This is a genomic window from Streptomyces sp. cmx-18-6, assembly GCF_046548915.1.
GTDB lineage: Bacteria > Actinomycetota > Actinomycetes > Streptomycetales > Streptomycetaceae > Streptomyces.
The window spans coordinates 164,781-186,628 of record NZ_JAEBEP010000006.1; the positions used below are offsets into that span (position 1 = coordinate 164,781).

Here is a 21,848-nt window from a genome sequence, read left to right on the forward strand (position 1 = left end):
CCGGCCACCGCTGTTTCCTTCGGGCGGGAAACCCTCTAAGTAGGGGACATGGCCATGGACTCGGTCCGGGATCGGTTTCGGCTCGGTTGACGCCGGGGTGGGCCGGACCGGCGAACGGCCGGATCCGGCCGCTAACCTTACGTATCCGTCCTGGCCAGGGTTGGCATCGCTCAGGTCGGACATTCCCCGCACCCAACTCATGCGAAAGGGCTCGCCCATGGGCATTCGGAGCTTGCTGCGTAAGGTGTTCGGCCGCACGGAGCAGGACGAGCCGACCACGGCCACCGTCCCGCCCCAGGCCGAGCGCACCCAGTCCACCGAGCCGGAGCCGGAGACCACTTCGGCGGCCGAGCCCGCGGCGGAGCCGAGGGCCTCGATCCCGGCTCCGGCCTCCTCCCCCACCTCTTCGCCTGCTCCGGGCTCCCCGGCCGCGCCGGATTCGCCCTCCGGTACGTCGCCCGCCGCCGACTCCGCCGCTGCCGACTCCTCGGACGCCACCGAGCGTGACGCAGGTGCGGCGGACCTGGTGGCCGCGGCCTTCGACAAGGCGGCCGCCGCCCCGAAGGCTCCGTCGCCGACCGTCCCCGCACAGGGGACGAGCCCGGAAGCCGAGTCGGAGGCGCAGTGGAACGCGGAGCCGGACACGGCCCCGGAGCCGGCAGCCGGAGCGACGACCGAGCCCGTTGAGGAGCCCGTCGTCGAGCCGGTCACGGTGGAGGAGCCTGCCGAGCCCGTTACGGAACCCGTTGCCGAACCCGTGAAGGCCGAGGAGCCCGCACCCGAGCCAACCCCGGCCCCGGCCCCGATCACGATCGACTTCGATGTCGCCCCGGAGCCCGTCCCGGAGCCCACTCCGGAGCCGGAGACGAAGCCGGCGCCCGAAGCGGAGGCCGAGCCGGAGACCGAACCGAAGGCGGAGGCGGCCCCCGCCGCAGAGGCCCCGGCAGTCCCCGCCGCGGAGGCCGCTCAGGGTCCGGAAACCCCCGAAGCCGCTGAGACCCCGGCAGCCCCCGAAGCCGCTCAGGCCCCGGAAGCTCCGGAAGCCGCTGAAGCCCCCGAGCCCCCCAAGGCCCCCGAAGCCGCCGCCGCCCCGGAGACGGCCGCGCCCGCCGTCCCCACCCCCACCCCCAAGTCCGCCACCACCCTCGCCCGGGTCACCCAGCGCGCCCCGCAGCTCATCGCCCCGTACAAGGCGGCGCAGGCGGCGCTCAAGGCGCACGGGCTGACCGGGCTGCGCGCCCGCGTGTACCTGGTGCTCGACCGCTCGGGCTCCATGCGGCCGTTCTACAAGGACGGCAGCGCCCAGCACCTGGGCGACCGCGCCGTGGCGCTCGCCGCGCACCTGGACGCGGACGCCACGGTGCCCGTCGTCTTCTTCTCGACCGACATCGACGGCACCGGGACGATCGAGCTGGCCGCCCACGAGGGCCGCGTCGACGAGCTGAACGCCGGTCTGGGCCGGCTGGGCCGGACCAACTACCACCGCGCGATCGAGGAGGTCGTGGCGCACCACGAGAAGTCGCAGGCCACCGCACCGGCTCTGGTGATCTTCCAGACGGACGGCCCGCCGGACGCCAAGCAGCTCGCCCGTCAGGCGCTGGCGGAGGCGGCGCGGCTGCCGCTGTTCTTCCAGTTCGTCGCCTTCGGCGAGCAGGACGGCAAGGGCTTCGACTTCCTGCGGAAGCTGGGCGCCCCCAACGCGGCGTTCTTCCATGCCGGCCCGGCCCCGCGCGAGATCGCGGACGCCGACCTCTACCGGGAGATCCTCGCCGGACTGCCGGCCTGGATCGCGGCACGCGAGGCCCGCCCCGAGGGCTCCGAGGGCTGATCGACCGGCAGCCGCACGGTCACGGCGAGACCGCCGCCCTCCGGGCCCGGTACCGCCGTGACCGTGCCGCCGTGCGCCACCGCGATGGAGCGCACGATCGACAGCCCGAGGCCCGAGCCGGGGCCCATCCGGTCCCGGCCCTCGCCCCGCCGGAACGGCTCGAAGAACCCCGCGACATCGGCCTCGGAGAGCACCGGCCCGGTGTTGCGCACCACCAGGACCCCGTCACCGCTCAGCGTGACGTCCACCGAACCGCCCGGCACGTTGTACGTCACGGCGTTGGCCAGCAGGTTCGCCACCAGCTGGGCCAGCAGCAGCCGGTTGCCGCGCACCGGACAGGCCGCCGCCACCGCCACGTTCACCACCGGACGCCCCCCGGCCCCCTCCTTCGTCAGCATCCTCGCGAGCGGCTTCGCCACCGGATGCCGGGCCGCCTCCTCCGTCACCACCCGGTCGAACCGGACGTCCTCCCGCTCGTCGGCGGCGAGCCCCCGTTCGCTGCGGGCCAGCACGAGCAGCCCCTCTATCAGCCGCTCGCTGCGCCGATTGGTGTCCAGCAACGTCTGCCGGGTCCGTACAAGGTCCTCGGGGGTCGGGTCGTCCAGGCCCACCTGGATCGCCGCGCGTTGGGTGGCGAGCGGGGTCCGCAGCTCGTGCGAGGCGTTCGCAATGAACCTGCGCTGGCTGTCGAACGCCTTCTCCAGCCGGGCCAGCAGCGCGTCCAGCGTCTCGCCCAGCTCCTTCAGCTCGTCGTCCGGTCCGCTGGAGGCGATCCGTTCGTGCAGCGTCCGCTCCGAGAGCCTGCGCGCCTTCGCCGTCATCGCGTGCACGGGCCGCAGCACCCGGCCGGCGATCCACCAGCCCACCCCGACCGCGCCCGCCGTCATCACGAGGAGTGCGGCGAACGACCAGTACATGTGCTGCTTGCTCGCCGCGTCGCTGACGTGGTCGGTCAGTTCGTAGGCGGTGGGCGCGCCGATCGAGCTGCGGGCGATGTACGGGCCGTTGTCGGTGTACCCGGGGGGCAGGACGACGACCGAGGAGGCGATGGCGCGCGCCTCGGAGTCCGTACCGGCACGGGAGGCCACGTTGACGGTGGCCAGCAGGGCCGTGCCGAGGATCAGGAAGACGCCGCCGTACACGAGGGCGATGCGGGTGCGGATCGTGGAGTGCGGCAGCTTCGACGCGTCCATCAGCCGCCGCGGCCGGGACGGCCCCCGCGCTCCGGGCGGCCGCTTCACAGGGCGTACCCCACGCCCTGGACGGTACGGATGAGGGCGGGTTCGCCGAGCTTGGCGCGGAGCTTGCTCATGCAGACGCGCACGGCCCCGGTGAAGGGGTCGGCGTTGGCGTCCCAGGCGCGCTCCAGCAGTTCCTCCGCGCTGACCGTCCCGCCGTCCGCCTCCAGGAGCAGTTGCAGCACGGTGAACTCCTTCGGCGACAGATCGAGGTCCCGGCCGTCCCGGAGCGCGGACCGCCGTACGGTGTCGAGCCGGACGCCGTGCCGCTCCAGCTGGGGCGGTACGGGTCTGGCGCTGCGGCGGCGCAGGGCGCGGACCCGGGAGACGAGCTCGGGGAACTCGAACGGTTTGCTGACGTAGTCGTCGGCTCCGAGGTCGAGCCCGGCGACCCGGTCCTCCATCGCGCCGGAGGCGGTCAGCATGAGGATCCTGGTGCGGGAGCCGGCGGCGACCAGCCGGCGGGCCACGTCGTCGCCGTGCACGCGGGGGAGGTCGCGGTCGAGCACCACGACGTCGTAGTCGTGCAGCCCGAGGTAGGCCAGGGCCGCGTCCCCGCTGTACACCGTGTCGACCGCGAACCCGGCCCGGCGCAGTCCGGTGGCGACCAACTCCGCCAGGACCTCCTCGTCCTCGGCGACCAGTACCCGCATCGTGATGTCCCCTGCCTCGTGCACGCTTGTCCGCTCCCTCCCAGGATGCGTCTTTCCTACGGGAACGATTACGCGAAGGCATGTTTCGCAAAGCTCTCCACCGGAGCGCTTCGGGGGAGGAACACCGCCCGGACGCGCGTGCGCCCGCGTCCTGCGTACGCCGGGAGCCCGGGCCGCGAGCGACGGTCCCGGGCTCCTGACGTGAGGCGTCCGGTCAGCGCACCCAGTTCTTGAGCGGCTCGGTGTCCAACTCCATCCCGACCGGGTCCGGGAGAGCGACGGTCTTGCCGTACGGCACCGTCACGACCTGCTCGTAGCGCACGCCGTCAGGCTGCGAGTGGACCTTTACCTCGCAGGCGTCCCGGTCGATCAGCAGGTAGACGGGGATGCCGGTCTCGGCGTACGCGCGCGGCTTCTCGACCCGGTCGCGGCGGTCGGTGTCCTCGTCGTACGAGGTGACCTCGACGACCATGAGGACGTCATCGGGGCTTGCCCATTCGCCCTGGCCGACGAAGGTGTCGATAGGAGCAAGCACGGCGTCGGGCCGGGCGTTGCCCTTGCGGTAGGACCCGATACGGAGTCCCTGCTCGCCGAACAACCACATGCCCGGTCCTGATTGCATGCAGATCTGCGTCAGCCAGACGATGATCCGCCCGTGGTCCCCGTCCGGCACAGCCTTGACCCCCAGTTTCCCGTTCACGAACTCCAGCCGCAGCGCCTCATCGGCGCGTATGGCGTGACGGGCCAGGTCCTCGAAGACGTCCTGCGTCAGGACGCGATCCTCGACCACGCTCACAACGACCTCCTCCTGCAAGGGATCACCGGGTAACCGGGGTGCATCTCCAGCCTACGGGCGCAGGCCCCCGCCCGTCCGCCCGATCACCGCCCCAGCGACTCCGCGTCGCCCATCACGATCACCGGGTCCATCGCCGGGTCCAGGGTGCGCAGCAGCTCCTCCATGTGCTCCTCCGGGATGGAGACGCAGCCCTGGGTGGGGCCTCCGTGGTCGACGTGGATCCAGATGCCGCCGCCGCGTCCGAGGCCGAGGGGGCGGGTGCGGTCCAGGGGGCTGACGCCCTCCGTGCGGTTGTAGTTGATCGCGACGACGTAGTCGAACGAGCCTTCCAGGGGCTCGCCGAAGAACCCCTCGCCGTCCACCGCGAACCGGGGGTGTTCGTCGTACGGGAGCAGCGCGCCCGGGTCGGGGAGCCGGCCGCCCGCGTCGGTGAGCGAGTAGACGCCCGAGGGGGACCTCAGGTCGCCCGCCACATGGTGGTCGGTCCAGCCCTCCATGCCGTTGTGGGCCTTCCACGGACCGGCTGCCGCCGCCCACTCCTCGTCCGGGTCCTCGCGGCTGTACAGCACCGCGCTCGACTGGTTGGAGTCGACGTCCTCCCCGGTGACCACGAACACCTGCCGCGCCTGTTCGGGAATCTGCTTCCGGGTCAGCGGCCCGAGACCCGGGATCTCCGCCGGGCTCGGCGCGGGCTCCGCCGCCGGTGACGCCCGGCGTACGGACGCGGCGTCCGACTGGGGGCCCGCAGCACCCTGCGCCGGGGCGGTCGACGTGGGAGCCGGGTCCGGCGAGGCGGCGGAGGAGCAGGCGGTGAGCAGCAGGGCCAGCACAAGGAGGGGAGCGGTGAGCAGGGCGGGCGGGCGGCGCGGGACGGACACGGTGGCGGGCTCCTCGGGATGACGGCCGACTGCTGACGGCCGGCGGGCTGACGGCGCGGCGGGCCGGGGTGCGGCAAGGATGTCGCTGCCAGTCTTTGCCGCACCCGGCGCGGCCCAATCCGAACCGGGGCCATCCGGCTGTACGGCGTCGCCCGGCCGTCGCGGGCCCTCTCAGGTCCGCGCGACGAAACAGCCCCCGATCAGGTGATCGGGGGCTGTTTCACGTGAAACATCGCAGAGCGGGACCGTACGGACTACTTGTCGGTGGCCGGCTTCTCCGAGGTGCTCGCGCCCTTCGCTGCGACCGGCTTGCGGAGCTGGATGTTCAGCTCGCGCAGACGGGACTCGTCCAGCTCGGTCGGGGCGCCCATCATCAGGTCCTGGGCGTTGCCGTTGAGCGGGAAGGCGATCGTCTCGCGGATGTTGGGCTCGTCGGCCAGCAGCATCACGATGCGGTCGACGCCCGGGGCGATGCCGCCGTGCGGCGGAGCGCCGAGGCGGAACGCGCGGAGCATGCCCGCGAACTCGTGCTCGACGGTCTCGCGGTCGTAACCGGCGATCTCGAAGGCCCTGAGCATGAGCTCGGGCTCATGGTTGCGGATGGCGCCCGAGGACAGCTCGATGCCGTTGCAGACGATGTCGTACTGCCAGGCCAGGATGTCCAGCGGGTCCTTCTCCTCCAGGTCGGCAAGGCCGCCCTGGGGCATCGAGAAGGGGTTGTGCGAGAAGTCGATCTTCCCGGTCTCCTCGTCCTTCTCGTACATCGGGAAGTCGACGATCCAGCAGAACCGGAAGACGCCCTCCTCGAAGTGGCCGGCGCGCTTGGCGGCCTCGACCCGGACGACCGACATGATCTTGGAGACCTCGTCGAACTCGCCCGCGCCGAAGAAGACCGCGTGCCCCGGGACCAGGGAGAGGCGCTCGGTGAGCGTCTTGACGTCGGTCTCGGTGAGGAACTTCGCGATCGGTCCGGCCAGCGTGCCGTCCTCGCCCACACGCACCCAGGCCAGGCCCTTGGCGCCGTGCTCGACGGCGTACTCACCGAGGCCGTCGAAGAACTTGCGGGACTGGCCGGCGGTGTCCGGGACGGGCAGCGCGCGGACGTGCTTGCCGGCGAACGCCTTGAACCCGGAGTCGGCGAAGACGTCCGAGATGCCGACGAGCTCCAGCTTGGCGCGCAGGTCCGGCTTGTCGTTGCCGTACTTCAGCATCGACTCACGGAACGGGATGCGCGGGAACGGCGAGGTGACCTCGCGGCCGTTGCCGAACTCGGTGAAGAGCTCGGTCATCAGCTTCTCGATCGGCTGGAAGACATCCTCCTGCTCGACGAAGGACATCTCGACGTCGAGCTGGTAGAACTCGCCCGGCGAGCGGTCCGCGCGGGCGTCCTCGTCGCGGAAGCAGGGCGCGATCTGGAAGTAGCGGTCGAAGCCCGAAATCATCAGCAGCTGCTTGAACTGCTGCGGGGCCTGCGGCAGCGCGTAGAACTTGCCGGGGTTCAGCCGGGACGGGACGACGAAGTCACGGGCACCCTCGGGGGAGGTCGCGGTGAGGATCGGGGTGGCCATCTCGTTGAAGCCGAGGGCCACCATCTTGGAGCGGATGGAGGCGATCACGGCCGAGCGCAGCAGGATGTTGCGGTGCATGCGCTCGCGGCGCAGGTCGAGGAAGCGGTACTCCAGGCGGCGTTCCTCGTTGACGCCGTCCTCGGTGTTGATCGTGAAGGGCAGCGGGCCGGCCTCGCCGAGCACCTCGACCTCGGTGACCTCGATCTCGATCTCGCCGGTCGGCAGCTCCGGGTTGACGTTGTCCGCGCCGCGCGCGGAGACCTTGCCGTCGATCCGGACGACGGTCTCCTTGGTCAGCTTCGCCAGGGCGTCGTTGCCGGGGGTGCCGGGGCGGGCCACGAGCTGCACCAGACCGTAGTGGTCGCGCAGATCGATGAAGAGGATGCCACCCAGGTCTCGGCGATTGTGCAGCCAGCCGCTCAGCCGGACGTCGGTGCCGACGTCAGAGGCGCGGAGCTCGCCGCAGGTGTGGGACCTGTACCGATGCATCGTCGTTCATCCAGTCTTCGCGGTTAGGTGGTGGATCGAGCCACCCCAGGCTACCGCCCGGGACGCGACCGCCTCATTCCTCCGCCCCGCCCCTGCCCCGGCCCCGCTCGCGCCCCCCTTCCGCAGCCCTCTCCCGTCCGCCCCGCCCCGCTCCCGCCCGGCGGCCCCTCGGTGGCGTACGCGGAGCACATCTTCCTAAAGTGGGGCAATGCGCACCGAGGAATTCCTGGCCGCGATCGCGACCGGCCTGTGGCGCTGGGACAACGCAGCCGGCACGGTCACACTCGATGCGGAGGCGGCCCGGCTCCTCGGCCTGCCCGCCGAGCCCGGCAGCTACCGGGAGGCGGCGGTGCGCTCCCGTTTCCACCCGGTCGACTGGAACGAGATCTACGGGGTCGTGAACCTGGCCGTCGCCGAGGGCACCCTCGCCGAGGCCCGGCTACGGATCGTGGACGAACGGGGCCGGGTGCTGCGTACCGTGCGCAGCCGCTCCAAGCCGGTCGTACCGGAGGAGCACGGCTCCGAGAACTACGTGCTCATCGGCACCCTCCAGGAGGTCGCCGAACCGCAGCTCGGCTCGTCCGGCCCGCACACGCCGATCACCGGGGACTGGCGCAGGTCCCGGGAGGCGTTCCTGCTGGACGCCGGGCGGGCGCTGGCCGAGGCCCGGTCCACGGAGGAGGTGCTGCGGGTCGCCGCGTCCCTGTCCATGCCCGGGTTCTCCCCGGACGGGCTCGCGGTCTTCGGCTCCGCCGGGGAGCGGCTGACGATCATCGGCCACCACGGGCAGAGCACCGGGGACGAGGACGCCTTCACGGACATGCCGCTGGAGACCGACTACCCGGCCGCCGAGGTCGTCCGCACCGGCCGCGCGATCTATCTCCCCTCCCCCGAGGAGTACCGCCGCCGCTACCCCGCCACCTGGCCGCTCGCCCGGCGCTTCGGGCGGCAGTCCTGGGCGTACCTCCCGCTGGTCTCCTCCGGCCGCACGATGGGCGCGTGGATGGCCGGGTTCCAGCACCCTGTGGGCTTCTCGCCCGACGAGCGCGCGGTGCTCTCGACGGTCGCCCGGATGCTCGCCCAGGCGCTGGCCCGGGCCGGGGTCGCGGAGACGGAACGCGAGCTGTCGCTCGGGCTCCAGCGCTCGATGATGCCGACGCTGGGGCCGGACATCCCCGGTATGACGGTGGCGGCGCGTTATGTGCCGACCGGCGGCGGGCTCCAGGTGGGCGGCGACTGGTACGACATGATCCCGCTGCCCAACGGCCGGATCGCCCTGGTCATCGGCGACGTCCAGGGCCACGACGTGCGGGCCGCCGGGCTGATGGGCCAGCTCCGCATCGCCCTGCGCGCGTACGCCTCCGAGGGCCACCGCCCGGACGCCGTGCTCTCCCGGGCCTCGCGCTTCCTCTCCGGGCTCACCGACGCGTACGAGGGCGTGGAGGGCGACGACGAGCCCTCCGCGCCGCGCTTCGCGACCTGCCTGTACGCCGAGGTGGACCCGGCCACCGGGACCCTGGACATCGCCCGCGCCGGGCACCCGGACCCGGTGGTGGTCAGCGCCGACGGCACCGCGGTGATCCGGCAGACGGCGGGCGGGCTGCCGCTGGGCATCGAGACGGACTCCGACTACCCCACCACCCGGGTCGTCCTGGAGCCCGGCGAAACGATCATGTTGTGCACGGACGGCCTCATCGAGACCGGCGGCCACGACATGGCCACCGGCTGGACCCGGCTGCGTCCGGTCCTGGAGAAGCCCACCGAGGACCTGGAGCGGATGGCCGACGCCCTGGTCCAGGCGGTGCACGGGCCGACCTCGCACTACACGACGGGGCCGCTCGCGGACCGGCGCGAGGACGACATCGCGGTGCTGGTGCTGCGGCGCGAGAGCGCCCCGGCCCGCGCGACGCCGCCGCGCCGGAGCGTCCTGACCATCGCGCAGGCCGAGCCCGAGCGGATCTCCGTGGCCCGGCAGCTCGTACGGGAGCTGCTGCACGACTGGAAGGACCCCGAGCAGGTCGACTCGGCGGTCCTGATGGTCTCGGAGATGGCCACGAATGTGCTGGTCCACACGGACGGGGACGCGCTGACGGTCGCGGAGGTGTCCGGGGAGCGGGGCGAGCGGCGGCTCCGGGTGGAGGTGGCCGACGCGAGCGACGAACTGCCGCACAAGCGGCGGCCGGGGGAGATGGCGTCCAGCGGGCGGGGGCTGGTGCTGATGGAGATGCTGGCGGACGCGTGGGGGGTGGATCCGCGGGGGGAGGGGAAGTCGATCTGGTTCGAGCTGTACGAGTCGGCTGAGCCGGGGGAGTTCTGAGCGGCTCCCGGGTGGCCCGGGCCCTGATGGCCGCGGGCCCTCCCCCGTAACGGCTCCGTCCTCAAGCGCCGGACGGGCTGGGGTGGCCGCCGGGCGGGCCGGAGTCGCCGCCGGGCGCGCTGGGATCGCCCCCGGAGCGGCGGCGCAGTTCGCCGAGGATGCCGAAGGCCGCCGCGCACAGCGGCACCGCGAGCAGCATGCCCAGCAGTCCGGCCACGCCCGCGCCCGCCGTCAGCGCGATCATGACCATGGCCGGGTGCATCTGCACCGTACGGCTCTGGATCACCGGCTGGAGGACGTGGCCCTCCAGCACCTGGACCGCGAGCACCACCCCCAGCGCCCACAGCGCGATCACGAACCCCCGGTCGGCCAGGGCGACCAGCACGGCGACGGCCCCGGAGATGAACGCGCCGAGGTACGGGATGTACGCGCCGACGAAGACCAGCGCACCGAGCCCCACCGCCCCCGGCACGTCCAGGATCAGCAGGCCCACCGTGATGCACAGGGCGTCGATCAGCGCGATGAACGTGGTGCCGCGCATGAAGCCCTCGACGGCCTCGAACGCCCGCCGCCCCATGGCCTCCACCAGGTCGCCGGCGCCGCGCGGGGCCACGGTGTGGGCGAGGCGCGCGGCGCGGTCGGAGTCGCGCAGGAAGAAGAAGGTCAGCAGCAGCGCCAGCACACTGGTCGCCACCAGGGTGCCGACCAGGCTGATGCCGCTGAGCAGGCCGCCGGCCGCGCTCGCCCCGAACTTGTCGACCAGGTTCCTGGCGTTGTCGGCGAGGCTGTCGACGTCGGTGTTCCCGCCGATGTCCAGGTGGTCGACGACCCACTGCCCCGCCTGCTTCAGCGAGGCGACGATCTGGTCGCCGGAGTCGACGAGGGCGGTGACCACGATGTACCCGGCGCCGCCCACCACCGCGACGAGCGCCGCGCAGGTCAGCCCGGCGGCCAGCGACCGGTTGACCCTGCGGGCGGTCAGCCAGCGGTGTACGGGACCGAGCAGCGCGGTGCCGAGGAGGGCGAGCAGCACCGGCGTGACCGCGGTCTTCAGGGCGACGACCAGCCAGATCGCGACGGCCGCGACCCCCGCGACCAGCAGGACGACACCGCACCAGGCAGCCGCGCGGCGGGCGCTGTCGGGCAGGAGGGGCTTGGGAGCAGGCACCCTCCCACCCGATCACGGTGCGCGTCGGCGGGCCCGCCCGCCGCCACCGTACGGGTGACGGCCCGTCAGGCACGGCCGCACCCTGGCGTCACATGCCGTGGACCGCCGGGACCGTGCCGAGGCGGCCGGCCTGGAAGTCCTCGAACGCCTGCTTCAGCTCGGCCTGGCTGTTCATCACGAACGGTCCGTAGTGGGCCATCGGCTCCCGGATCGGCCGGCCGCCGAGGAGGACGATCTCCAGGTCCGGGGTGTTCCCGTCCTGCCTCTCGTCCGCGCGGACGGTCAGCGAACCGCCGCTGCCGAACACCGCGGTCTGCCCGAGGCGGATCGGGCGGCGCTCCTCGCCGACCGTGCCGCGCCCGGCCAGGACGTACGCGAGGCCGTTGAAGTCCTCGCGCCACGGCAGGGTCACCTCCGCGCCGGGCCGGACGGTGGCGTGGATCATCGTGATCGGGGTGTGGGTGATGCCGGGACCCTGGTGCCCGTCGAGCTCACCGGCGATGACCCGGAGCAGCGCGCCGCCGTCCGGGGAGGCGAGGAGCTGCACCTCGCCGCCGCGGATGTCCTGGTAGCGCGGGTTCATCATCTTGTCGGCCTTGGGAAGGTTCACCCAGAGCTGGAGCCCGTGGAAGAGCCCGCCGGACAGGACGAGCGACTCCGGCGGAGCCTCGATGTGCAGCAGCCCCGAGCCCGCGGTCATCCACTGGGTGTCGCCGTTCTCGATGGTGCCGCCGCCACCGTTGGAGTCCTGGTGGATGAAGGTGCCGTCGATCAGGTACGTGACGGTCTCGAAGCCGCGGTGCGGATGCCAGGGAGTCCCCTTCGGCTCGCCCGCCTGATATTCCACCTCACCCATCTGGTCCATCATGATGAACGGGTCGAGGTGCTGGTAGTTGATCCCCGCGAACGCGCGGCGGACGGGGAAGCCCTCGCCCTCGAATCCGCTCGGCGCCGTGGTGACGGCGAGCACGGGGCGGGCCACGGCGTCACCCGAAGCGGCCACCTTGGGCAGGGTCAGCGGGTTGTCGACGGTCACTGCGGGCATGGGAGCCACCTCCGGGCGAGTCTTCTGGAACGAATTTAGTTGAATGGTGAACATCCTGCAAGGCGTGCGGCATTCCCGGTCCGTCCCCAAGGCGTTTTCGACCCGTCCCCAAGGCGTTTTCGACCCGCCCCCGAGGTGTTCCGATCCCCGCCCAAGGCGTTCCGCAGGCCGCTCCCGGGCCGCCCCCGAGCCGCTCCCGGCAGCGGAAAGGGCCCGCGCCACTCCTGGCGCGGACCCTCGCCCGAACAATGAAACCGCAGGTCAGCGACCCACGAGAGGCTGGAACCTACCCGTACATCCGACGCATCGCGAAGTCGACCATCTGCTCGACCGCCTTGGCGTCGAAGACCATCCGGTGATCACCCTCCATGTCGAGGACGAAGCCGTACCCCGTGGGCAGCAGGTCGATCACCTCGGCGCCGGTGATCACGAAGTACTTGGACTCCTTGCCCGCGTACAGCCGCAGCTCCTTCAGCGTGGTGAACATCGGGATCACGGGCTGCTGCGTGTTGTGCAGCGCCAGGAAGCCGGGGTTGTCGCCGCGCGGGCAGTAGACCTTCGACGTGGCGAAGATCTGCTGGAAGTCCTCGGCGGCGAGGGAGCCGGTGGTGAAGGCCCGGACCGCGTCGGCCAGGGAGGGCGGTGAGGGCTCGGGATACAGCGGCTGCTCGCCGTAGCCGCCGCCCATCTGGCCCATCTGGCCCATCTGACCCATCTGCTGCTGAGCACCAGGGTTCTGGTCGTAGCCGTACATGCTGCAAAGAGTAATCGGACACATCTACGGCTTGAGGGGTTGCGCCTTATTACTGACGGGTAGCATCATCGTAGAGGTCAGCTGATACACCCGCGTCTGCCCGCACCGAGCACGCCTGTCCGTACCGAGCACCTCTTCCTGTACCGAACGCCTGCCTGTCGCCCGACCCGCATCACTCCCCGGGGCGCTGCGCGCCACTGCTATTGATTACGGAGCCTTCCCATGGGGCACTACAAGTCGAATCTCCGCGACATCGAGTTCAACCTCTTCGAGGTCCTCGGGCGCGACAAGCTGTACGGCACCGGTCCGTTCGCGGAGATGGACGTCGACACCGCGAAGAGCATCCTGGAGGAGATCGCCCGCCTCGCGGAGAACGAGCTCGCCGACTCCTTCGCCGACGCCGACCGCAACCCGCCGGTCTTCGACCCGGAGACCAACACCGCGCCGGTCCCGGAGAGCTTCAAGAAGTCGTACCAGTCCTTCATGGACTCGGAGTACTGGCGCCTGGGCCTCCCCGAGGAGATCGGCGGCACCACCTCCCCCCGCTCCCTGATCTGGGGCTACGCGGAGCTGCTGCTCGGCGCCAACCCGGCCGTGTGGATGTACTCCTCCGGTCCCGCCTTCGCGGGCATCCTCTTCGAGGAGGGCACCGAGGAGCAGAAGAAGGTCGCGGAGATCGCCGTCGAGAAGCAGTGGGGCTCGACGATGGTGCTGACCGAGCCGGACGCCGGCTCCGACGTCGGCGCGGGCCGGACGAAGGCCGTGCAGCAGGAGGACGGCTCCTGGCACATCGAGGGTGTGAAGCGCTTCATCACCTCGGGCGAGCACGACATGTCCGAGAACATCCTCCACTACGTGCTGGCGCGCCCCGAGGGCGCGGGCCCCGGCACCAAGGGCCTGTCGCTCTTCCTGGTTCCGAAGTACCACTTCGACTGGACCACCGGCGAGCTGGGCGAGCGCAACGGCGCGTACGCGACGAACGTCGAGCACAAGATGGGCCTCAAGGCGTCCAACACCTGCGAGATGACCTTCGGCGACCGCCACCCCGCCAAGGGCTGGCTGATCGGCGACAAGCACGACGGCATCCGCCAGATGTTCCGCATCATCGAGTTCGCCCGCATGATGGTCGGCACGAAGGCCATCGCCACCCTCTCCACGGGCTACCTGAACGCGCTGGAGTACGCCAAGGAGCGCGTCCAGGGCACGGACCTGTCGCAGTTCATGGACAAGACCGCGCCCAAGGTCACCATCACGCACCACCCCGACGTGCGCCGCTCGCTCATGACGCAGAAGGCGTACGCCGAGGGCATGCGCTCCCTCGTGCTGTACACGGCCACCGTCCAGGACGCGATCCAGGAGAAGGAGGCCGCGGGCGAGGACGCCAAGGCGCTGAACGGCCTCAACGACCTGCTGCTCCCGATCGTGAAGGGCTACGGCTCCGAGAAGTCCTACGAGCAGCTGGCGCAGTCGCTCCAGACGTTCGGCGGCTCGGGCTACCTCCAGGAGTACCCGGTCGAGCAGTACATCCGGGACGCCAAGATCGACACCCTCTACGAGGGCACCACGGCGATCCAGGGCCAGGACTTCTTCTTCCGGAAGATCGTCCGCGACCAGGGCGTCGCGCTCAACACGCTCTCCGAGGAGATCAAGAAGTTCCTCGCGGGCGCGCAGGGCAACGAGGAGCTGGCCCCCGCGCTGGACTCCCTCGCCAAGGCGGCCGTGGACCTGGAGGCGATCGTCGGCACGATGATCACCGACCTCACCGCGACCGGCGAGGACGTCAAGAACATCTACAAGGTGGGCCTCAACACCACCCGCCTGCTGATGGCCTCCGGCGACGTCGTCGTCGGCTACCTGCTCCTCAAGGGCGCGGCCGTGGCCGCCGAGAAGCTGCCGACCGCCTCCGCCAAGGACGTGGCCTTCTACCGGGGCAAGATCGCCGCCGCGAAGTTCTTCGCCGCGAACATCCTCCCGGGCGTCTCGGCCGAGCGCGCGCTCGCCGAGAACGTCGACAACTCCCTGATGGAGCTGGACGAGGCGTCCTTCTAGGGAATCGCTCGCCTGTTTCGTCAACGCGCGCCGCCATCCGGAATTCGTTCGGGTGGCGGCGCTGTCGTATCAGCTGGGTACGCTGAGTGCACGGCCCAGAATCCCTTCCATGGGAGGAACCATGACCGCCGAGGCACGGTCCGAAGCGTCGCAGCTGCGGCGCGCCAACCCCGGGTGGCCGGTCCCGCCGCCGGACGGCTACACCGTGGACGACTTCTTCACGCTTGACGACCTCCCGCCGCACACGGAGCTGATCGACGGGAGCCTGGTTTTCGTGAGTCCGCAGCGGAATTTCCACACGCTGGCGATGTATCTGCTGGAGCAGGGACTGCGGCAGCACGTTCCGAACGACCTGCGCGTGCGTCGTGAGATGGCGGTTGTGCTCGGCAAGCGCAACGCTCCGGAGCCCGACCTGGTGGTGGTGAAGGCAGACTCCGTGGGAGGGCTCCGCCAGACCCGCTACCAGGCCGCCGACGTCCTCCTCGCCGTAGAGGTCGTCTCGCCCGACTCCGAGGACCGCGACCGGGACACGAAACCGCACAAGTACGCGGCGGCGGGTATCAAGCACTTCTGGCTCGTCGAGATGACCGGCGAGAGGGATCGCCCGATGGTCATCACCTACGAACTCGACCCCGTCAATAAGACGTACGTCTCCACCGGCGTCCACCACGACCGCCTCAAGCTCTCCGCCCCGTACGACATCGACATCGACCTGACCGCGATCGACGAGCTGTAGATCGAACTGCGGAGCGGGCCTCAGGACGAGCGGTAAGGGGTGTCCGACCCCCCTGTCTGTCACCGGTTTTCGGACTCGGCGCCCTCGATACAGTGAAGACCATGAGTTCTCGCCACCGGTTCGACCGAACGCACACCGATGATCTGATGTCCTTCCTGGCGGCGAGCCCGTCCCCCTACCACGCTGTGCACAACGCCGCCGCCCGCCTGGAGAAGGCCGGATTCCGGCAGGTCGAGGAGACTGCCGCCTGGGACGCGTCCACCGGCGGGAAGTACGTGCTGCGCGGCGGGGCGATCGTCGCCTGGTACGTGCCCGAGGGCGCGCAGGCGCACACCCCGTTCCGGATCGTCGGCGCGCACACCGACTCCCCGAACCTGCGGGTGAAGCCGCTGCCCGACACCGGGGCCCACGGCTGGCGTCAGATCGCCGTCGAGGTCTACGGCGGCACCCTGCTGAACACCTGGCTCGACCGGGACCTCGGCCTGGCCGGCCGGATCTCGCTGCGCGACGGGACGCACCGGCTGGTCAACGTCGACCGGGCGCTGCTGCGGGTGCCGCAGCTGGCCGTGCACCTGGACCGGTCGGCCAACGAGGGTCTCAAGCTGGACCGGCAGAAGCACATGCAGCCGATCTGGGGACTCGGCGAGGTGGCGGAGGGCGACCTGATCGGCTTCGTCGCCGAGGAGGCCGGAGTCGACGCGGAGGACGTCACCGGCTGGGACCTCATGCCGCACGCCATCGAGGCGCCGTCCTACCTGGGCCGGGACCGGGAGCTGGTCGCCGGGCCGCGCATGGACAACCTGCTGTCCGTGCACGCCGCGACCGCCGCCCTGGCCGCCGTCGCCGGACAGCCGGACGCCGGGATCCCGTACATCCCGGTCCTGGCCGCCTTCGACCACGAGGAGAACGGCTCGCAGTCCGACACCGGAGCGGACGGACCGCTGCTGGGCACGGTGCTGGAACGTTCGGTCTTCGCGCGCGGCGGTTCGTACGAGGACCGCGCCCGCGCCTTCGCCGGGACGGTCTGCCTCTCCTCCGACACCGGCCACGCCGTGCACCCCAACTACGCCGAGCGGCACGACCCGACGCACCATCCGGTCGCCAACGGCGGGCCGATCCTCAAGGTCAACGTCAACATGCGCTACGCCACGGACGGCAGCGGCCGCGCGGTGTTCGCCGCCGCCTGCGAGAAGGCGGGCGTGCCGTGGCAGACGTTCGTCTCCAACAACGCGATGCCCTGCGGTACGACGATCGGGCCGATCACCGCCGCCCGGCACGGCATCCAGACCGTGGACATCGGCGTCGCGATCCTCTCCATGCACAGCGCGCGCGAACTGTGCGGCGCGGACGACCCGTATCTGCTGGCCAACGCGCTCACGGCGTTCATGACGGACTGACGCCCGCGCGTCCCCGTCTTCTGTTCCCTCACCCAACCTCCTTCCCGCACATGGTTGTTGCCGGGCCGGGTACGCGACCCGTACAACCGGTCCGGATTCACCGGATCGTCGAGGAGGCGGGATTCATGGGACTCGGAGGATGCATTCTCCTGATCGGTGGTGGCGCGATCCTGGCGTTCGCGACCGACTGGAAGGTGGACACCGTCAACGTCGACCTGGTCGGCTGGATCATGATGCTCGTCGGCCTCATCGGGGTGTTCGTCTACATGAGCATCGCGCGTCGTCGGCGTATGGTCGTGCCGCCCACCACGACGGTCGTCCAGGACGACGAGCGGCGCTACCAGTGACCGGCGGCCGCGACAGCGCGGCCCCGGCGCACCACAGGACTTGAGAGACGGGGGCCGCCGCTCCTCCTGGGGAGCGGCGGCCCCCGCATCGCGTCAGCCCTGCTCGTCCATCCCTGCCAGCACCAGCGGCAGCCGGGTCGCCCCCTGTTCGGTCACGCTGACGGGCACGCCCCAGTCCTGCTGGTGGACGTGGCAGGCCGGGTACTCGTTGGCCGGGTCGTCGTCGCAGGACGCGGCCATCGCGGAGACGTGCAGCACGCCCTCGGTGACCCCGTCCGCGAGGACCAGGTCGCGCCCGAGGTCGGCGCCCGCGCCGGAGCCCTCGGCCAGCAGCTCGGGCGGGGTGGCGGAGACCAGCAGCCGGGTCGAGGGCCCGTACCGGGTGTCCAGCTTCTGGCCCGCCGGGGCCTGGAACACCACGTCGAGCCGGAGAGCGCCCGGGGCGACCTCGGTGGCGGCGCGCTGGGTGCGGTGCGCCCGCTCGGGTACGCGTACGGCCTCCTCGGGCAGCCGCAGGCGGGTCAGCCGGTGCCGGGCCGACTCGACGACCACCAGGTCGCCGTCGACCAGCACCGCGTCGCTGGGTTCGCGTACGTCGGTGGCCAGGGTGGTGACCTCGTCGGAGGCGGGGTCGTAGCGGCGCAGGGCGTGGTTGTACGTGTCCGAGATCGCCACGGACCCGTCCGGCAGCGCGGTCACGCCGATCGGGTGCTGGAGCAGCGCCTGCGAGGCCGCGCCGTCGCGGTGGCCGAAGTCGAAGAGGCCGGTGCCGACAGCGGTGTGCACGTGCTCGTCCCGGTCGACCCAGCGCAGGGCCGAGGTCTCGGAGTCCGCGACCCAGAGCCGGTCGCCCTCGGCGGAGACCGCGAGCCCGGACGGCTGGGCGAACCACGCCTCGGCGGCCGGCCCGTCGACCAGCCCCTCGTTGGTGGTCCCGGCGGCGACCCGTACGGCGCCGTGCTCGGGGTCGTACGTCCACAGCTGGTGCACGCCCGCCATCGCGATCCACAGCCGGTCGCCGAACCACGCGAGGTCCCACGGCGAGGAGAGGTCCACCTCGCGCGCCGGACCGCTGGTCGGGGTCCCCTGCCACCACTGGCGGCCGGTCCCGGCGAGGGTGCTGGTCACCCCGGTCGTGAGGTCGAGGGCGCGGATCGCGTGGTTGACGGTGTCCGCGACGGCGATGCGCCCGTCCGGCAGCACGGCGAGCCCCTGCGGTTCGCTGAACCGGGCCTCCTCCGGCCCGCCGTCGCGCAGGCCGCGCTCCCCGTTCCCGAAGTGCCGTCGTACGGTCTCGCCGTCCGCTTCCAGCTCCACGAGCCGGTGCCGGGTGGTGTCGGAGACCAGGAAGCCGCCATCCGGCAGGAGCAGCGCCTTGCCCGGGAAGCGCAGATGCGTGGCGACCGGCTCGGGCGCCACATACGGGCCGTCGCCCCGGCGGAGCGTCCCCTTGGCGGCGTGCTCGGCCTCCAGCTCCTCGACCAGCTTCTCGATGGCGTGCGCGTGGCCCTCGCCCGCGTGCTGGGCGACGATGTAGCCCTCGGGGTCGATGACGACGAGCGTCGGCCAGGCCCGTACGGCGTACTGCTTCCAGGTGGCCAGCTCGGGGTCGTCGAGAACCGGGTGGTGGACCTCGTACCGCTCGACGGCGTCGACGACCGCCTGGTGCTCGGCCTCGTGGACGAACTTCGGCGAGTGGACCCCGATGATCACCACGGTGTCGCGGTGCTTCTCCTCCAGCTCCCGCAGCTCATCCAGGACATGCAGGCAGTTCACACAGCAGAAGGTCCAGAAATCGAGGATGACGATGCGTCCTCGCAGTTCGGAGAGGGTGTACTGCCGGTCGCCTGTATTGAGCCAGCCGCCCTTGCCGATGAGTTCGGGGGCGCGGACGCGTGCACGTGTTGCCATGCCACAAGTCAACACCGCCCCCGCCTGCGCGCATTCCGCCGGGGCCCGGGGGAACCTGTGCCCTATGAGACTTCTCGTGCGTGAGCGGCTGTTCGCCATCGGTGACGACTACTGGATCGAGGACGTCGACGGCCGCAAGGTCTTCCTGGTCGACGGCAAGGCCATGCGGCTGCGCGACACCTTCGAGCTGAAGGACGAGACCGGCCAGGTCCTCGTTGAACTGCGGCAGAAGCTGGTCAGCCTGCGGGACACGATGCTCATCGAGCGCGGCGACGAGGAGCTGGCCAGGGTCCGGCGCAAGCGGCTCTCGCTGCTGCGCAACCACTACCGGGTGACCCTGGTGGACGGTACGGAGATGGACGTCAGCGGCAAGATCCTGGACCGCGAGTTCGCCATCGAGTACGACGGTGAGCTGCTGGCCCAGATCTCGCGGCGCTGGCTGACGATCCGGGACACGTACGGCATCGACGTGGTCCGCGAGGACGCGGACATCGCGCTGCTCATCGCCGTGGCGATGTGCGTGATCGTGCTGGCGGACAAGGACAGCGAGGGCTGATCGCCTTCCCGCGCACGGGAGTTCGTTGTTTCACGTGAAACAGGGCGTTTCGTGAAACAGGGCGTTTCACGTGAAACAACGAGCGGCACTCGGAAACGAACGGTCCTCAGATACGCGGCGGGGCGAGCCCCAGGCGGCGGTCCTTGAGCGCCGGGAACTGCTCCCGGGTCGCGCCCACCTTCGCCGGGTCGAACTCCACGGTCAGGATCTCCTCATCCGCACCGGCCCGGGCCAGCACCTCGCCCCAGGGGTCGACGACCATGCTGTGCCCGGCCTGCGGGATGCCGGCGTGGGTGCCCGCCGTGCCGAGGGCGAGGACGTACGCCTGGTTCTCGACGGCCCGGGCCTGTGCGAGGAGCGTCCAGTGCGCGCGCCGGCGCTCCGGCCAGCCCGCCGCCACCACGAGCGTCTCGGCGCCCGCGTCGACGAGCCCGCGGAACTGCTCGGGGAAGCGCAGGTCGTAACAGGTGGCCAGGCCCAGCGTGGTCTGCGGCAGGGAGACGGTCACCAGCTCGCCGCCCGCGCCCATCATCACCGCCTCGCCCTTGTCGAAGCCGAAGCGGTGGATCTTGCGGTAGACCGCCGAGCGTTCGCCGTTCGGGGCGAAGACGAGCGAGGTGTTGTAGAGGACGCCGTCCGGCGCGCGCTCGACGAACGAGCCCGCGTGCAGCCAGACCCCGGCCTCGGCCGCCGCCTTCGCCATCACGTCGTGGGTGGGGCCGTGGAGCGGCTCGGCCTCCTGCTCGAAGAGGGTGTAGGAGAACGCCCCGACCGGCCAGAGCTCAGGAAGGACCACCAGGTCACAGCCGCGCTGGGCGACCACCAGGGAGGCCGCCCGCTCGCGGCGGGCCTCGACGGATTCGTCCGGGTCTACTGCGATCTGGATGAGGGAGGCGCGCACACTACCACCGTCCTGGCATTCGAGCCGTCAACACGGGCCTACGATCGTCACACGAAAGCACTGCCGGGGTGCCTGCTCGCAGCGTAACTTGGACCGACCGGAACAGGGGGGGGCGGGAGAAGGAGCGGGGCTGGACGCGTGCAGCTGCAAGGCGGAGGATTGAGGCATGGCGGAGCCATGGTGATCGACGACAACGCCGCAGATGCGCGTGACCAGCCCCGCGACGCCGCCCCCCATGTTCCGGTCGGTCCCAAGCGACTGAACCTCCACGCAGCCCGCAGCCCGCAGCCCACGACAGCGTCGTCCGTGCCGGCCCGCCCGCCGGCACTCCCTGCTCTCCAGCCCATGCACCGAAGAACCGCCGAGGGGTCCCGTGACCGTCCATCCCAGCCTCCAGACCTACGCCGACTCCGCGACCCACTCCATCGAAGCGATAGCCGACCTGGTCAAGCCACTCGCTGAGGGGGAGTGGAACCGCCGTACGCCGTGCCCCGGATGGTCGGTGCGGGACATCGTGTCGCACGTCATCGGCATGGAGTGCGAGATGCTCGGCGACCCGCGGCCCATCCATACGCTGCCGCGCGACCTCTACCACGTACAGAGCGACTTCGCCCGGTACATGGAGATGCAGGTCGACGTCCGGCGTCACCACACCGCTCCGGAGATGACGTCCGAGCTGGAGTACGTCCTCATCCGCCGCGCCCGGCAGCTCCGCAACGAGTCCCGCGCCCCGGAGACGACGGTCCGCGCGCCGCTGGGCGCCGAGCAGACCCTCGAAGTGGCGCACAACATGCGGGCCTTCGATGTCTGGGTGCATGAGCAGGACCTGCGCACGACGCTCGGCCAGCCGGGCAACCTGGACTCCCCCGGCGCGCACATCACCCGGGACGTCCTGCTCGCCGCGCTGCCGAAGGTGGTCGCGAAGAACGCGGGCGCGCCGGCCAACTCGGCGGTGGTGCTGGACGTGCACGGCCCGCTGGAGTTCCTGCGGACGGTGCGGGTCGACGCCGAGGGGCGCGGCTCGATAGACGGATCCCCCTCGCTGGGCCCGGCCGTGACGCTGTCGATGGACTGGGAGACGTACGTACGCCTCGCCTGCGGCCGGGTCCGCCCGGCGGCGGTCGCCGACCGGATCAAGGCCGAGGGCGACCAGGAGCTGGCGGCGGCGATCCTGAACCACTTCGCCGTGACCCCGTAGCACCGGCTTTCTCGGCGGC

Annotated in this window: 18 protein-coding genes; 8 read left to right on the forward strand and 10 right to left on the reverse strand. The window is 71.2% G+C overall.

The genetic code is table 11. The features are described from left to right. Positions 1-217: 217 nt before the first annotated feature. The gene (locus ACLJPL_RS16190) at positions 218-1,828 is read left to right on the forward strand and encodes a VWA domain-containing protein (protein WP_411081536.1); all 1,611 of its coding nucleotides are present in this window, start codon (positions 218-220) and stop codon (positions 1,826-1,828) included. Here the strand turns inward: ACLJPL_RS16190 and ACLJPL_RS16195 are convergent. The 5 genes from ACLJPL_RS16195 to aspS form a co-directional block, all read right to left on the reverse strand. Beyond that, on the reverse strand, positions 1,753-3,021 hold the full coding sequence (locus ACLJPL_RS16195; RefSeq protein ID WP_411081537.1) for a sensor histidine kinase: 1,269 nt from the start codon (positions 3,019-3,021) through the stop codon (positions 1,753-1,755). The genes ACLJPL_RS16190 and ACLJPL_RS16195 overlap by 76 nt on opposite strands. A gap of 44 nt (positions 3,022-3,065) precedes the next feature. Then, a complete protein-coding gene (locus tag ACLJPL_RS16200) occupies positions 3,066-3,719 on the reverse strand; it encodes a response regulator transcription factor (protein WP_411081776.1) in 654 nt (217 codons plus the stop codon). 214 nt (positions 3,720-3,933) lie between these two features. Further along, positions 3,934-4,515, reverse strand: a complete 582-nt coding sequence (locus tag ACLJPL_RS16205) for a Uma2 family endonuclease (RefSeq protein WP_411081538.1) — start codon at positions 4,513-4,515, stop codon at positions 3,934-3,936. A gap of 83 nt (positions 4,516-4,598) precedes the next feature. Next, the gene (locus ACLJPL_RS16210; RefSeq protein ID WP_411081539.1) at positions 4,599-5,393 is read right to left on the reverse strand and encodes a L,D-transpeptidase family protein; all 795 of its coding nucleotides are present in this window, start codon (positions 5,391-5,393) and stop codon (positions 4,599-4,601) included. Between the two features lie 254 nt (positions 5,394-5,647). Beyond that, a complete protein-coding gene (aspS, locus tag ACLJPL_RS16215; RefSeq protein ID WP_411081540.1) occupies positions 5,648-7,450 on the reverse strand; it encodes an aspartate--tRNA ligase in 1,803 nt (600 codons plus the stop codon). Between the two features lie 208 nt (positions 7,451-7,658). Between aspS and ACLJPL_RS16220 the strand changes: the two genes are divergently transcribed. Continuing rightward, positions 7,659-9,767: a SpoIIE family protein phosphatase gene (locus ACLJPL_RS16220; RefSeq protein WP_411081541.1), complete on the forward strand. Its 2,109-nt coding sequence runs from the start codon at positions 7,659-7,661 to the stop codon at positions 9,765-9,767. A gap of 61 nt (positions 9,768-9,828) precedes the next feature. On the opposite strand, the gene ACLJPL_RS16225 is transcribed toward ACLJPL_RS16220, so the two are convergent. The 3 genes from ACLJPL_RS16225 to ACLJPL_RS16235 form a co-directional block, all read right to left on the reverse strand. After that, positions 9,829-10,935: an AI-2E family transporter gene (locus ACLJPL_RS16225; RefSeq protein WP_411081542.1), complete on the reverse strand. Its 1,107-nt coding sequence runs from the start codon at positions 10,933-10,935 to the stop codon at positions 9,829-9,831. 88 nt (positions 10,936-11,023) lie between these two features. Next, positions 11,024-11,980, reverse strand: coding sequence for a pirin family protein (locus ACLJPL_RS16230; protein WP_411081543.1), 957 nt, complete (start codon positions 11,978-11,980; stop codon positions 11,024-11,026). Positions 11,981-12,266: 286 nt separating this feature from the next. Beyond that, positions 12,267-12,734, reverse strand: coding sequence for an SseB family protein (locus ACLJPL_RS16235; protein ID WP_398840059.1), 468 nt, complete (start codon positions 12,732-12,734; stop codon positions 12,267-12,269). A gap of 222 nt (positions 12,735-12,956) precedes the next feature. Between ACLJPL_RS16235 and ACLJPL_RS16240 the strand changes: the two genes are divergently transcribed. The 4 genes from ACLJPL_RS16240 (at position 12,957) to ACLJPL_RS16255 (ending at position 17,263) form a co-directional block, all read left to right on the forward strand. Further along, on the forward strand, positions 12,957-14,783 hold the full coding sequence (locus tag ACLJPL_RS16240; RefSeq protein WP_411081544.1) for an acyl-CoA dehydrogenase: 1,827 nt from the start codon (positions 12,957-12,959) through the stop codon (positions 14,781-14,783). Positions 14,784-14,892: 109 nt separating this feature from the next. Continuing rightward, complete coding sequence (locus tag ACLJPL_RS16245) at positions 14,893-15,519, forward strand: Uma2 family endonuclease (protein ID WP_411081545.1); 627 nt, start codon at positions 14,893-14,895, stop codon at positions 15,517-15,519. Positions 15,520-15,620: 101 nt separating this feature from the next. Beyond that, complete coding sequence (locus ACLJPL_RS16250) at positions 15,621-16,916, forward strand: M18 family aminopeptidase (protein ID WP_411081546.1); 1,296 nt, start codon at positions 15,621-15,623, stop codon at positions 16,914-16,916. Between the two features lie 125 nt (positions 16,917-17,041). Further along, positions 17,042-17,263, forward strand: a complete 222-nt coding sequence (locus ACLJPL_RS16255) for a DUF6458 family protein (protein ID WP_411081547.1) — start codon at positions 17,042-17,044, stop codon at positions 17,261-17,263. A gap of 93 nt (positions 17,264-17,356) precedes the next feature. Here the strand turns inward: ACLJPL_RS16255 and ACLJPL_RS16260 are convergent, their stop codons facing one another. Further along, positions 17,357-19,174, reverse strand: coding sequence for a thioredoxin-like domain-containing protein (locus ACLJPL_RS16260; protein ID WP_411081548.1), 1,818 nt, complete (start codon positions 19,172-19,174; stop codon positions 17,357-17,359). A 64-nt stretch (positions 19,175-19,238) separates the two neighbouring features. Between ACLJPL_RS16260 and ACLJPL_RS16265 the strand changes: the two genes are divergently transcribed. Beyond that, positions 19,239-19,730, forward strand: a complete 492-nt coding sequence (locus ACLJPL_RS16265; protein WP_411081549.1) for an LURP-one-related/scramblase family protein — start codon at positions 19,239-19,241, stop codon at positions 19,728-19,730. Positions 19,731-19,836: 106 nt separating this feature from the next. On the opposite strand, the gene ACLJPL_RS16270 is transcribed toward ACLJPL_RS16265, so the two are convergent. Then, positions 19,837-20,631: a carbon-nitrogen family hydrolase gene (locus ACLJPL_RS16270; protein ID WP_411081550.1), complete on the reverse strand. Its 795-nt coding sequence runs from the start codon at positions 20,629-20,631 to the stop codon at positions 19,837-19,839. Positions 20,632-21,004: 373 nt separating this feature from the next. Between ACLJPL_RS16270 and ACLJPL_RS16275 the strand changes: the two genes are divergently transcribed. Continuing rightward, the gene (locus ACLJPL_RS16275; RefSeq protein WP_411081551.1) at positions 21,005-21,829 is read left to right on the forward strand and encodes a maleylpyruvate isomerase family mycothiol-dependent enzyme; all 825 of its coding nucleotides are present in this window, start codon (positions 21,005-21,007) and stop codon (positions 21,827-21,829) included. Positions 21,830-21,848 lie beyond the last annotated feature (19 nt).